The organism is Planococcus kocurii (assembly GCF_001465835.2).
Lineage (GTDB): Bacteria > Bacillota > Bacilli > Bacillales_A > Planococcaceae > Planococcus > Planococcus kocurii.
The window spans coordinates 1,947,939-1,960,652 of sequence record NZ_CP013661.2 but is presented as its reverse complement, the minus strand read 5'-3'; the positions used below and the strand labels follow the sequence as shown (position 1 = coordinate 1,960,652).

At 38.2% G+C, this 12,714-nt stretch carries 13 protein-coding genes; 4 read left to right on the top strand and 9 right to left on the bottom strand.

All coding sequences use genetic code 11. From position 1 onward, the window contains the following. Positions 1–10 precede the first annotated feature (10 nt). Together AUO94_RS09635 and AUO94_RS09630 are read right to left on the bottom strand one after the other, a co-directional pair. Positions 11–133 (bottom strand): hypothetical protein, encoded by a 123-nt coding sequence (locus AUO94_RS09635; RefSeq protein WP_058384008.1) that lies wholly within the window; start codon positions 131–133, stop codon positions 11–13. A 149-nt stretch (positions 134–282) separates the two neighbouring features. Next, positions 283–984 (bottom strand): Crp/Fnr family transcriptional regulator, encoded by a 702-nt coding sequence (locus AUO94_RS09630; RefSeq protein ID WP_058384007.1) that lies wholly within the window; start codon positions 982–984, stop codon positions 283–285. 185 nt (positions 985–1,169) lie between these two features. On the opposite strand from AUO94_RS09630, the gene AUO94_RS09625 reads away from it, so the two are divergent. Then, on the top strand, positions 1,170–1,634 hold the full coding sequence (locus AUO94_RS09625) for a universal stress protein (RefSeq protein WP_058384006.1): 465 nt from the start codon (positions 1,170–1,172) through the stop codon (positions 1,632–1,634). A 367-nt stretch (positions 1,635–2,001) separates the two neighbouring features. After that, positions 2,002–3,324 (top strand): murein hydrolase activator EnvC family protein, encoded by a 1,323-nt coding sequence (locus AUO94_RS09620; RefSeq protein WP_058384005.1) that lies wholly within the window; start codon positions 2,002–2,004, stop codon positions 3,322–3,324. Here the strand turns inward: AUO94_RS09620 and AUO94_RS17810 are convergent. Beyond that, on the bottom strand, positions 3,289–3,501 hold the full coding sequence (locus AUO94_RS17810; RefSeq protein ID WP_418054988.1) for an RNA polymerase sigma factor: 213 nt from the start codon (positions 3,499–3,501) through the stop codon (positions 3,289–3,291). The two genes, AUO94_RS09620 and AUO94_RS17810, sit on opposite strands and share 36 nt — an antisense overlap. A gap of 1,414 nt (positions 3,502–4,915) precedes the next feature. Between AUO94_RS17810 and AUO94_RS09615 the strand changes: the two genes are divergently transcribed. After that, positions 4,916–6,916 carry a sensor domain-containing protein gene (locus AUO94_RS09615; RefSeq protein ID WP_058384004.1) on the top strand — a complete coding sequence of 667 codons (2,001 nt, stop codon included), beginning with the start codon at positions 4,916–4,918 and terminating at the stop codon, positions 6,914–6,916. A 99-nt stretch (positions 6,917–7,015) separates the two neighbouring features. After that, the gene (locus tag AUO94_RS17625) at positions 7,016–8,524 is read left to right on the top strand and encodes a GGDEF domain-containing protein (RefSeq protein ID WP_082707522.1); all 1,509 of its coding nucleotides are present in this window, start codon (positions 7,016–7,018) and stop codon (positions 8,522–8,524) included. Positions 8,525–8,634: 110 nt separating this feature from the next. Here AUO94_RS17625 and panB read toward each other — a convergent pair whose 3' ends face one another. From panB to AUO94_RS09580, 6 genes are all read right to left on the bottom strand, one after another. After that, a complete protein-coding gene (gene panB, locus AUO94_RS09605; RefSeq protein ID WP_058384003.1) occupies positions 8,635–9,471 on the bottom strand; it encodes a 3-methyl-2-oxobutanoate hydroxymethyltransferase in 837 nt (278 codons plus the stop codon). A 216-nt stretch (positions 9,472–9,687) separates the two neighbouring features. Next, entirely contained in the window at positions 9,688–10,221 is a 534-nt protein-coding gene (locus tag AUO94_RS09600) for a GNAT family N-acetyltransferase (protein ID WP_058384002.1), read from the bottom strand. 29 nt (positions 10,222–10,250) lie between these two features. Further along, positions 10,251–10,601 carry a DUF6176 family protein gene (locus AUO94_RS09595; RefSeq protein ID WP_058384001.1) on the bottom strand — a complete coding sequence of 117 codons (351 nt, stop codon included), beginning with the start codon at positions 10,599–10,601 and terminating at the stop codon, positions 10,251–10,253. Continuing rightward, positions 10,602–11,084, bottom strand: coding sequence for a GNAT family N-acetyltransferase (locus AUO94_RS09590; protein ID WP_058384000.1), 483 nt, complete (start codon positions 11,082–11,084; stop codon positions 10,602–10,604). Further along, on the bottom strand, positions 11,081–11,860 hold the full coding sequence (locus tag AUO94_RS09585; RefSeq protein ID WP_058383999.1) for an alpha/beta hydrolase: 780 nt from the start codon (positions 11,858–11,860) through the stop codon (positions 11,081–11,083). The genes AUO94_RS09590 and AUO94_RS09585 overlap by 4 nt, the downstream gene beginning before the upstream one ends. A gap of 9 nt (positions 11,861–11,869) precedes the next feature. Beyond that, positions 11,870–12,556, bottom strand: coding sequence for a Type 1 glutamine amidotransferase-like domain-containing protein (locus tag AUO94_RS09580; RefSeq protein WP_058383998.1), 687 nt, complete (start codon positions 12,554–12,556; stop codon positions 11,870–11,872). Positions 12,557–12,714: the final 158 nt, after the last annotated feature.

The window sequence follows — 12,714 nt, the reverse complement described above, 5'->3', positions numbered from 1 at the left end:
TCGTCATTTCTTAACGAGCTACATACAACAAATAAACAGCGACCCACATCACCACAATGATTACTCCCACGATAAGAACACTTGCGAAAGTTCCGTTAAGGTTCGTCTCCGGCTCTTGCTTTTCTTGACGCATTTTCCCTCACCTCTTATTCCTATCATCATTACTTTTAGACTATGCTATCTTGAGGTTTCACACTGTGATATTTCTCACACTGCACATCTTTTTTTAACAAATTCACAAATTCACAACAAAAAAAGCCCACCACATGGGCAGGCTTTTCACTAATCGATTTTGCATAGGTAAATGGGACAGTTTTCACAATTTGTTTCTGTTTTTAAATGTTCCACGTCATGCAGAAGAATTTTTCCTTCAGACAAGCTCAGTGTTCCATTTTTTTTCAAATTTCCGAGTAGACGATTAACTACTTCTCTCGTCATCCCACAAAAATTAGCCAGCTCTTGATTTGTCAGCACCATATCAATCAAAATTCCTTTTTCTGTTTCAACTCCGTAGCTATTGGTGAGCCTGATTAACGTTGAGTACAAAGCTCCTTTTTTACCATGAAGCAATAAATCACGAAATTTTGTTTGGGTTTTTTGCTGATCGATGCCCATCCATTTCATAAAATTCATCGCAAGCTGACTATTCAGCAGCAATGCCTCTTCTAAATCTTTCATCCCTATATGAAAACATACGGTCTCTTCAACTGCACGAGCATCTAACATATATGTTGGTGCTTCAGAAAAAATAGTGACTTCACCGACGAGCTGATCTGGACCACAAATTTTTAGCGTAAGTTCACGACCGTTCGGCGTCACTTTTTCAATGCTAATTTTACCAGAGCGAATAATAAAAATTCCCTCGACCCTATCTCCTTCACGAAACAAGTAATGATCCTTTTTAAATTCTTTAACTTGATGGCGGATAGACAGCAATTCTTCTATTCCTGTCAACGACTTCGTGCTTTCACTGCTTTTTTTCATCTCGCACCAGCCTCTCCTGCTGTTTTCCGAACTGTTCAGTTTGACTCATCTTATCATAAATCTCTTGTTATTTATTCGGAACTTCACCATTCGGACATCTATCATGGAAAGATTATGACAAATAAGAAGGAACTCCTTTAACTTATAGCGAATCACTAGCTATAGAGACGAGGAGGAATCGCAAAATGACGTTAAAATATTCGAATATTTTAGTAGCAGTAGATGGCTCTGAGGAATCAGAACTTGCTTTTAGAAAAGGTGCAGCCGCAGCTACGCGCAATAACGCCACTTTGCATTTGGTTCATATCATCGATAATCGATCGTTCGGTTCTATCGAAGCTTACGATCGCACCATTGCAGATCGGACGAAAAAAACTTCTGAAGAATTATTAGGTAAGTACAAAGAAGAAGCATTAGCTGCTGGTGTCGAAAATGTAAATGTCATCATTGAATATGGTGTACCTAAAATCGTTATTCCAAAAGAATTAGCACCCAAACTACATGCTGACGTTATTATTTGTGGAGCAACTGGCTTAAATGCCGCTGAGCGATTCATAATGGGCAGCGTCTCTGAAAGAATCGTTCGCACAGCTAAATGTGATGTGTTAATCGTGCGAAGAGAACAACCTGACTTATTAGCAACCGACTAACAACAGCCTTCTCCCATAAAATTGGGAGAAGGCTTTTTTGATTAGTCACTATCTATCACAACTCCCCCTCATAATCATCCTCCATATTAACCATTCAATTAATTAGAAAAAATATAATTTTCAAAAAACGTAAGCTATATGAACGTTTTTTCATTATTAAATGACAATTTACTGTTATTTCGTGATGTTTTGTCATGTTCGAATTCAAATTGATAAGAAACTGTAATAATAAATAGGTTTATGCGGTGTTACAATAAGTCTGCTGGATTTTTCCTGAACGAAACAACTAGGCATGAAAATTCTCATTAAGTAAAATTTTTTAAAACAACTCATAGATAGTCACGGACAACGAAAGGGGAGCAAAAGCTTGAATACATTATCTAAATTTCTAACGATCGCTTTATCGGCTGTGTTGGCTTTAACGATGTTTTTGCCTGCTGCAAGCGCAGATAAATTAAGCGATTTAGAGAAACAACAGCAAGAGGTTAAGCAAAAGCAAAGCGAGTTAAACTCCGGTATCCAACAAAAAACAAACGAAATTTCTCAAAACCAAACCACGCTCGAGAAAATCATCGCAAAAATCCGCGAGTTGGATAATCAACTCATCGAAACACAAGACAAAATCGACGTTGCTCAAGCAGAAATCGACCAAACAAAAGTTGAAATCGACGAATTGCAAAAGTCGATTAAAGAACTTGAACGAAAAATTGCAGAACGCGAAGAACTTTTAAAAGAACGTGCACGTGCCATTCAATTAAGTGGTGGATCAGTAGACTACATAGATGTGCTTCTTGGCGCAAATAGTTTTGTTGATTTCATTGACCGCTTTTCAGCAGTCAACATCTTAATCGAAGCAGATCGTGAAATCATGCGTGAACAAGCAGCAGACAAAAAACTTCTTGCTGAACAAAAAGCGGAAGTAGAAACAAAGTTAGCCGAGCAGGAAGCTCAAAAAGCGGAATTAGTCAATTTGAAAAATTCACTAGCCTCTCAGAAAAATGCACAAGCAAAACTTGAAAAAGACTTAAAAGCAGAACAAGCACGTTTAGCTAAAGAAAAATCAACGCTTGAAACAAAACATAGTGAAACACTAGATATTAGTGCAGCTCTTGAAAAGAAAATTGGTGCAGAACAAGCACGCCTGGCAGAAGTCGCCCGTAAAGCAGAACAAGCACGTTTAGCTAAAGAAGCTGCTGCACGTAAAGCGGAAGCTCAGCGTCAAGCATCGGCATCAGCTACAGCACCTGTACAAGCGGTAGCTCCACCTGCTTCTAGCGCAGGCAGTTCAACATTTATCTTACCTGCATCTGGACGCTTTACTTCTGGCTTTGGCGGAAGAGACATCGGCGTAGGCGCAGAATCCCATCTCGGAATGGATATTGCGAACGTAACTGGAACACCTATCTCTGCTGCAGCTAGCGGAATCGTTTCTTATGCTGGCAACATGGGCGGATACGGCAACGTTGTGATCGTTACACATTCTATTAATGGCCAAACACACGCTACGGTATACGCTCATATGAATTCCATCAACGTATCAGTAGGTCAATCTGTTTCACAAGGTCAACAAGTAGGCGGCATGGGTAGCACTGGTCGCTCGACTGGTACACACCTTCACTTTGAAATTCACGTAGGACCTTGGAATGGCGCACGTTCAAACGCTGTTAACCCTTCTCCTTACGTACGATAATAGAAAAAAAAGCCGAATTCTCAGTGGAGAATTCGGCTTTTTTTCTATTGATCGTTTATTTTTTTGAATAAAATCAATCGATGTGTTAATAACAATTCGGTAAAACCACGTTTTTAAATAATTAATATCGTCTAGTCGATCAATCGAATTGAGAGCTTTCACAATAGCATCTTGCACAATATCGAGTGCTGTATCTTTGTTTCTTACATAGCTATAAGCAAGTTGGTAATGCGATTTTCGATTATAAATTCTTCTATGAGTTTAAATTTTTCTGCTTTTGTCATGACAATTTTTTCACCTTTTCCAATTTCCAACATGTCGCGTACACGTTCTTATGATTTGATGGACTAGACAACCAAAAATTTTGAATTGTCCTTCTTTTTTTCAACAGGAAGTATTCATTTGTAAATCGGTAATTCTGTTATGCAATCCTCTATTTTACTATCTTTTTTCAGGGAAACTAAGACACGACTCCTAAAAAATGACGTTTGGTGACAACCTTTTTACCCCTTGGGAAATAACTGGCGGATGTCCCCTAGCTGATTCTAAAAAACGGACAAAAAATCGCCTTTTCTTTAAAAATAGAAGTTACCATACTACTATTTAAAAAACAGAAAAATTTTATGGAGAATTTGGAAATTTATCTGGCAACCTTGAAAAACATACACAGATTTTGGAATTGTGACATTGGCTCACCCTCTTCTGAAAGTAGATGGTAAGCCTATGGAACTGAAGCTCATGGCAGTCAAAGACTCTAAATTTAATAATAGCGCAATATTTAAATCTCGAGCCGCTCGAGTAATGACTCCAAATACCCGATAAACCTACTAAAGAGCTTGTTCAAACTTCAATTGCTTTCTCTTTTTAAATAATAAGCAGCTAATGCAATTGGTATACGTTCTGTATAAGGTAAGCTAGCGCAAAAGCTCACTTAATTAAGTAGAACCCCACCACCTATTGAAAGTGGTGGGGTTCTACTGTTTAGCTATTCTTTTCTTCTATTCTACTGTCCTTTTTACATTCAATTGGTAAAATAAAAAATAATTATTTATTCTTACTATATAATTTATTCACCAATAAAATCTTAGGTTCAAAATACCTATATTATATTATACATGAAGACTATATAATTCATTTTAATCCATTTAAATAAGCATTTGTGTCTAAAAATTATTAAAAAATAAATATATATTAAGTATAAACCCCAATTAATTAGATATTTCATATTAACCGAGTTAGCAAAAAAGCATTATTATTTTCTTGTGATGTATGTACATTTTTAAAATGGATTATATGTAAAAAGATATAAAAACTCTCATTATATAAGTTAAGAGATCATTGCCTATTTTGGAGAGTATATAGAATAAGGGTTGGAGATTACATTTCTCCAATCTTTTTATTGCGCTTTAAATCCTTGGACACTGAATATCATCGTTTTACTAGCGGATGAATATCGATTTATTAGTAATGATTATGTAAAAGATAACATCCAGTTTTAATAAAGATGGACTATCTTCGATAATTGTCAGTTAAGCAGCCATAAGTAACAACGTACTTAAAATACAGTGAAGATAGATAGGAATGACTGAGTATGCAAAACATCGAACAACAAATTCAGGAGTTAGATGAAACGCGAGAAGATTTTGTTCTGATTTTGAACACAGAGGGGTTCGTTGCCCATTCTAGCCAAAATTGGAGAGTGTATTGTCAGAGTCGTCAACTGCCAACTGCTCTTTGGAAAGACGGGGGAAACTACTTCAAATGTCTGGAAGAAATGAAGAAATTCAACGAGTTACAATCTATAAAAGATATATTGGCGGGAAGCGAGAAGGAAGTAATTCAGCTTGTGCTTTTCTACGATCAAGAAACAATGGAGTGCCTTTCTGTGAAATATAAGCCTTTTTCACTCGACAGTAATTCAAAAGGAATTATCCTTTATAAACAGTTGTTGACCAACATGTCCTCATTAAGTTGTCTGAAGACAGAAGTTGTTCTCGAGAATATGGCAGATGCCTTTTTCCTTCTCGATAACCAAATGAGGTTTCACTTTTTAAATTCTGAATCGGAAAAAATTCTTCAGCGTAAAAAACAAGAACTGATTGGTCGAAGTATTTGGAGTTGCTTCCCAAAAGCTGTTGGAACTAAATTTTATTCGACTTATATCCGGGCAATGCAGGATCGGGTAACTCTACAATTTGAAGAATACTATGCGCCATTGGACACTAGATTTCGTGTCAAAGTTACACCAGTTTCTGATGGTGGACTCGCTGTTTATTATCAAAAAACTCATAAGAAAGAAACTCTGGAAACAAAATTTCTAAAAATCCCTTCTACTGATTATCTAACCGGCTGGTTAACCCGGATAAAATTTGAAGAAAGTATTGAACAAATTCTGCAAAAAGAACTCCCTTTTTCTCTCGTCTATATTAACCTAGATAATTTCAAGCATATTAATACACTCTACAATCACAAAACTGGAGACCAGGTTATTAAAAAACTCGCAGAAAAAGTAGAAAACTTGCTGTCTTCTCAAGATTTAGCTGGTCGACTTGATGGCGACGAACTCATTCTTCTCCACTTGCATCAACTAAAAGAGGAAATTGAAGACTTCCCGCAAAAGATTCGGAATGTCTTTCCTCATTCTATGATATTAGAAAGCGGTAAATCGATTACAGTAAACGCCAGCATTGGCGTTTCTTCCTATCCTCAAGATTCTTACAGTGCCGAAGAACTGATCACATATGCTGAGACGGCAATGCGAAAAGCTAAAGAACAAAACGGTTCTTCTTACTCCCTTTTTCACTCAGGGATGGGAATTGATTTAGCTCGTCGATTTTTGATTGAAAAAAGTCTGGCAGGTAATCTCCAAGAACTTGGCTACCACTTTGTTTTACAACCACAAATTAACTGTGAAACCGGTGACCTCACCGGCGTTGAAGTACTGTCACGATGGAATCATCCAACCCTCGGTCCTATTTCTCCTATTGAATTCATTGGCATCGCTGAAGAAACCGGAACTATATCACGTTTAACAAACCATTTGCTAGAGGAAGTTTTTACTTTTATCAATAAAGAGAAAAAACACAGTAAAAGTTTTCCTAAAATAGCTATTAATGTAACTTCGTCGCTACTTACAAGTCAAACTTTTTTTCATGATTTGTTTCTCTTAATGGAAAAAAACCAGATTTCTGCTGAACAGATTGAACTTGAAATCACAGAAAGTGTAGAACTGACCGGTTCGGAACTGACACTAACTAACTTGATGACCTGCAGATCAAAGGGAATCTCAATTGCTTTGGATGATTTTGGTACCGGTTTTTCTATGTTAGCCTATTTGGTAGATTATCCTATCGATAAAATTAAGTTGGATAAATCGTTTATCAGCAAAATTGGTCAAGATGCCCGATCCGAAGCAGTTCTCAAATCACTGATCCAGTTTGTTAAAGGGATTGATTGTCAATTGTTAGCTGAAGGCGTTGAAACACACGCAGAAGCTTTATTCCTTCAAGAAAATGGTTGTTCTATTCATCAAGGTTATCTTCACGATAAACCTTTGTCACCTGAAGCTTTCAGCAAAAAATATTTTATTTAATAGAGAAAAGTTAAAAAAGCAGTATGAACTTATGAGGATTACCCATAATTCTTAGAAGTTTAGATATCCCACCATAAAGAAATTGGAGTGTAGTGTGCTATGGGCAATAACCTTTACTTACCAAACAAAGAAAGTGTAGCCGAGCTGATTAATGCGAAGAACGAATTGATCTTTCAAAGCAAAGAAAAAGCCGATCGGGCTGCTGAATTAGTCATTGCGAATCAAGAGCTCGTTTTTCAAAATGAAGAAAAAGACAAACGTGCGGCTGAGTTGATCATCGCAAATAAAGAACTAGTCTTTCAAAATGAAGAGAAAGATAAACGGGCTGCCGAGTTAGTCATTGCGAACAAAGAACTAGCCTTTCAACATGAAGAAAAAGACAAACGTGCGGCTGAGCTAGTCATTGCGAATAAGGAACTGGCTTTTCAAACTAAAGAAAAAGCAAAGCGTGCCGCTGAATTAGTCATCGCAAACAAAGAACTGGTCTTTCAAACTGCTGAAAAAGCAGATCGTGCGGCTGAATTGGTCATCGCAAATAAAGAGTTAGTCTTTCAAAATGAAGAGAAAGATAGACGCGCGGCTGAGTTAATCATTGCGAATCAAGAGCTGGTTTTTCAAAATGAAGAAAAAGACAAACGCGCGGCTGAGTTAGTCATTGCGAATAAGGAACTGGCTTTTCAACATGAAGAAAAAGACAAACGCGCGGCTGAGCTAGTCATCGCAAACAAGGAACTGGCCTTTCAAACTGCTGAAAAAGCGAATCGTGCAGCAGAACTGATTATCGCAAATCAAGAATTGATTTTTCAAACTGAAGAAAAAGTAGAGCGTGCCGCAGAACTCGTTATTGCCAACAAAGAGTTGATCTTCCAAACTGAAGAGAAAGCGGACCGTGCGGCAGAACTCGTCATTGCCAACAAAGAGTTGATCTTCCAAACTGAAGAAAAAGCGGACCGTGCGGCAGAACTCGTCATTGCCAATAAAAAAATCATCTTTCAAACCGAAGAAAAAGCAGATCGTGCAGCCGAGTTGATTATTGCGAATCAAGAGCTGATCTTTCAAAATGAAGAAAAAGATAAACGGGCAGCTGAATTAACTATTGCGAATCAAGAACTGATCTTCCAAAATGAAGAAATTTTATATCTTAGCTATAATGACCAATTAACAGGTTTGTATAATAGAAGATTTTACGAGGAAGAACTAGAAAGAATGGATACAGCAAAAAATCTGCCTTTGACCATTATAATTGGAGATGTAAATGGTTTAAAACTGATTAATGATTCGTTTGGACATTCCATGGGTGATGTCTTATTGAAAAGATCGGCCGAGGTAATCAAACAAGGCTGTCGGACAAATGATATTATTTGCAGAATCGGTGGCGACGAGTTTGTTATTCTATTACCTAATACAGACTCTTCTGAAGCAGAGCTAATTATTGAACGCATTAATGAGTTGTCGGCACTAGAAAAAGTAGGTTCACTTAGTGTTTCTGTTTCCTTTGGTCATGAAACGAAGAACAACAAGAATCATGCAATTCAAGAAGTATTCAAACGAGCAGATAAACATATGTATCGTAATAAGCTTTTGAGAGGCAACAACTATAAAATATAGAAAATTTTACTCTAAAAGGTAAATCCCCCTTCTTATAGGTCTATGATGCAGTAGTTTAAAGAGAGAAACCCCGCTATCTTTTTCAAGATGGCGGGGTTTAGCTTGTTTACCTATTCTTTTCCTCCATACAACTGCTGGAGTTCTTCTTCCCTCATCGTAAAGCGGTGTTCCTCCGCAGGAAATGTGTTTGATTTCACTTCATTGACGTACTGAATCAAGCCGTTTTTTATGATCTCGCCTGTTTCTGCATAAGACCGTACAAATTTCGGCAAATGGTGCGATCCGTATTTCAAGGTGTCGTGATAAACCAAAACTTGGCCATCTGTTTCACTGCCCGCTCCAATGCCGATGACCGGGATGGTGAGAGCTGTGGTGACTTTGTCAGCTAATTGGTACGGAATACATTCCAGAACCAGCATACACGCTCCTGCTGCTTCACAAGCTTGTGCATCCTCAATTAGCTTTTGTGCGGCATCTGCGGTTTTCCCTTGAACTTTATAACCGCCTAGAACACCTGCTGACTGAGGCAGCAATCCGAGATGCGCAACAACCGGAATGCCGGCACGTGTTAATAATTGTATGGCGTCAACTACCTCATCTGCACCTTCTACTTTTACCGCTTCCGCTCCAGTCTCCTGAAAAATTTGAACAGCGTTATCCAGTATACGTTGTGCGCTTCCATGAAACGAAGCAAATGGCATATCTACCACTAAAAATGTGTCGGGAGCTCCGCGACGAGCTGCTTTTCCGTGATGAATCATGTCATCTACGGTTACTTTTACAGTAGAATCATATCCAAGAACGACCATTCCTAAAGAATCGCCGACTAAAATGACATCGATTCCAGCTTCTTCAGCAAGCTTGGCTGACGGGTAATCATAAGCGGTCAGCATGGCGATTTTTTCGTTTTGTGTTTTCATTTTGATGAGTGATGCGGTATTCTTCATTTTTTTCTCTCCTTTTGGGAGGAAAACCAAAAATAAAGCCCATCTTTCCAATTTTGGACAGACGGGCAGAAAGTTTATTGTAGGTTTTCTCCGTCCCTGTCGATTTAAGATCAAGGCAGAACTATGCAGTTGTTGAGCAATTTTGGGGGTGCAGTTCAGCAAGGATACTGCCCTTCATGTCACTATAGCAGAAGTTGCGTTAGGAGAACACGAATACTAGCTCATGTATTCAGTTTTGAGAATACTGTAGAGCAGAGAATCGCGCCAGCCTTTTTTCATTTGTAAGTTTTGGCGAAGCAGTCCTTCTTTTACCATTCCTGATTTTTCTAGAACGTTTTGCGACCCACTGTTTTGAAGATCACAACTAGCTGAAATTCTGTTGAGTTCTTTGTTTCTAAACCCAAATTCGAGTAATAATAATGTGACTTCTGTCGCAATTCCCCTTCTCCAAAAATTCGGATGAAGAATATAACCGATTTCACCTGACTGGTTCATGTTATCTATTGCAGAAAGCTCTCCCGCTCCAATCACTTCGTTTGTTTGTTTCCATACCACTGCAAAAGTAAAACTCGTACGAGGGTTTGTTACCTGTTGCTCTAACACATCTACTAGATATTGTTGCGTTTCTTTTTCTGTATTAGGTCCCCATGGTTGGTATTGAGTAACTATTTCCTGTGAGGCATAGGCATGTACAGCTTTCCAATCCTCTTTAATAAACTCTCGCAAATAGAAGCGGTTTGTTTCAAGCATTACTTGTCTCTCCTCTAATTCCACTTTTATCAATTCATTACAGACCTTACTTTTTTCTGGATCATGACAAGCTTTGCTTCTAAGTCAACTGGCGAGTAAGTCGAATCGATGCAGTCGTTCCAGTATTCCATATGCTTTTGATCCACTTCATGACTTGAGTTTTCCAACTCTGCACCCCCTTCTCCTTGTACCGAGTACCAGTAAAGATAGGTGTTGCCATCAAGTGTTTCGCTAAAAATTGTTTCGACGAACATTTTTTCATCCTCAAGTGTAAGCAATACATTATCCATTTGCTTTTCTAAAAATCCCATCCATTGCTCAACTGCAACTTCCTTTCCCTGTTTCACTTTAAATCTTGAAAGCTCTGTAGTTAGTTTCATTTAGTCCGCATCCTTTGCTATTTTGTTAAAATAACCTAATGTCGCGTTAGAATTTAAGGATTGAGTCACTCCTGTTGATTGATATCCTAATTTTTCGTAAAACCTACAGGTTGCTTCTTCTTCTAAAATGGTCGCGAGCTCCCAAACATGCGCTTCTGCATGCTGTTCTTCAACTAGCTTCATTGCTTCTTTAGCAATACCAAGACCTTGGAACTGTGGATCTACAAATATAGGACTAATCCAAAAACGGTTTTCTCCGCCGTACTTGACGCGTATTGCGCCTACCATTTTCTGTCCTTTTACGATTTTGTAGAAAAATGAGCCCGACATTGTGATTCGAGTGAGAACTTGTTCCAGTGTTTCGTTCGCAGGATTTGTCTGTATGTCTTGATATTTTACTAATAGTGGCATGAAAGACTCTTTTTGCATTGCTAAAATAGACGGGGCATCCGAAACTTCTGCTTTAATTAATTCTATTTTCATAAAAGCACCTCGTTTTGTAAAAAACTAAAAAGCTCTGGAACTCTTTTCTGAAAAGAAAGGTAGTTGTGTTTCTCCCCTTCTAATATGTTAAAAGTGACAACAGAACACTTTCTGTTCAACTTTTTTGCAACCCTCTGATTCGAAACCAAAAATTCATGGCTAGTGGTTGAATTACTCCCCGCTTCACTTGTACCGCAGTCCATATATAGTGAAGTTAGTACAGATAAGTCTGTTGTATCTATCAACTCTTCGATTTTTTCTTGATTGGCATAAAATCCGGCTGAAAAAAGAATGATGTTTGTGAATATATGCGGGTAAATACAAGCTGCGTATAAAGTAATCAACCCGCCAAGCGAAATTCCAGCCATTGCTGCATGACTTTCTTGTGTTGGGTACGTTTTATCAATATAAGGTTTCAGTTCTTGAACAATGAATTGTATGTAGCTCGCTCCATTGCTTCCAAAAGACGTTGTTTTATTCTCTAGAAATTGTTTGCTATATGCTCCATTTCTCCAAGGACAATATTCGTTTTTTCGTTCTTTGCTATTTTGATCTATCGCTACAACGATTATGTCTAAATTATTTATATCTAAATAATGCTCTAACTCTAGAGACATCCCACCAATTGCAGTATCATTTCGAAAAACATTTTGGCCATCGTGTATATACAATACTGGATACTGCTTATCAGTTAATCGGTAATCTTTAGGTGTATAAACTCGAATCATTCGATTGTCTTGTAACTTCTCTGATGTGATCGAAAAAATATCCATCATTGTTGCAGATCACTCCCCCAAATACTCAACCGCCAATTCTTCTTCTCCACCTTTAAACACACGGTACGCTTTGGCTGAGGGTCTTGAGCTGACTACCTTTTTAATTTTTTGGTCGATATAATGAACAGCCGCTCCGTCGTCTGCGGCGATGCCGGATTGCATTACCCCTTGGTTCACAAACTGACGATAGGCCGGTCTTCTTTCAGCTTCGCCGTCGTAATGCGGACAATGACTTCCTCGTAAAAAGCCGAGCGCCTCGAGCGGTTCGAGTTTGTCACCATACGAATCGGTAACACCCTGTTCGTACCAGCAAATTGAACCTGCGCTGAGTCCTGCAAGAATGACGCCTTGTTCCCAAGCCTTTTTCAAAATTTGATCCAGTCCCCACTCTTTCCACAGCACCAATAAGTTTTTCGTATTGCCGCCGCCTACATAAATAATGTCTTGCTGTAATACAAACGCTTCTAAGTTTCGTGTATGTGGTTTGAATAAAGACAAATGACTCGGCTCACAGTGTTGTTGATTGAAAAAATCATAAAATTTTTCAATATAACTAGCTGCATCTCCGCTTGCTGTTGGGATAAAACAAACTTTAGGTCGCGTTTTACCTGCTTGTTTGAGTATGTATTGATCGAGGAGTGGATTGTCGGGTTCCATCGAGAACCCACCACCGCCCATCGCAATAATTTGGCACATATTTTAAATCCTCCTCTATAAATAATTGGGATATTTATCCTTATTTGATACAATTAAAAAATTCAATTATTGGAGGAATCGATTATGCTCATTCAAGAAATTGCTGTACAACAAATTACGGCTAGTTTGATACAAAGTTCATATGTGCGAGCTATTTT

Bases quoted from the DNA above. Each gene is read 5' to 3' on its own strand.
- panB (WP_058384003.1), bottom strand. From the start codon at position 9,471: ATGAAGAATACCGCATCACTCATCAAAATGAAAACACAAAACGAAAAA.
- AUO94_RS09595 (WP_058384001.1), bottom strand. From the start codon at position 10,601: ATGAAACTAACTACAGAGCTTTCAAGATTTAAAGTGAAACAGGGAAAG.
- AUO94_RS09630 (WP_058384007.1), bottom strand. From the start codon at position 984: ATGAAAAAAAGCAGTGAAAGCACGAAGTCGTTGACAGGAATAGAAGAA.
- AUO94_RS09600 (WP_058384002.1), bottom strand. From the start codon at position 10,221: ATGCTTGAAACAAACCGCTTCTATTTGCGAGAGTTTATTAAAGAGGAT.
- AUO94_RS09625 (WP_058384006.1), top strand. From the start codon at position 1,170: ATGACGTTAAAATATTCGAATATTTTAGTAGCAGTAGATGGCTCTGAG.
- AUO94_RS09590 (WP_058384000.1), bottom strand. From the start codon at position 11,084: ATGAAAATAGAATTAATTAAAGCAGAAGTTTCGGATGCCCCGTCTATT.
- AUO94_RS17625 (WP_082707522.1), top strand. From the start codon at position 7,016: ATGGGCAATAACCTTTACTTACCAAACAAAGAAAGTGTAGCCGAGCTG.
- AUO94_RS09585 (WP_058383999.1), bottom strand. From the start codon at position 11,860: ATGATGGATATTTTTTCGATCACATCAGAGAAGTTACAAGACAATCGA.
- AUO94_RS09580 (WP_058383998.1), bottom strand. From the start codon at position 12,556: ATGTGCCAAATTATTGCGATGGGCGGTGGTGGGTTCTCGATGGAACCC.
- AUO94_RS09635 (WP_058384008.1), bottom strand. From the start codon at position 133: ATGCGTCAAGAAAAGCAAGAGCCGGAGACGAACCTTAACGGAACTTTC.
- AUO94_RS09615 (WP_058384004.1), top strand. From the start codon at position 4,916: ATGCAAAACATCGAACAACAAATTCAGGAGTTAGATGAAACGCGAGAA.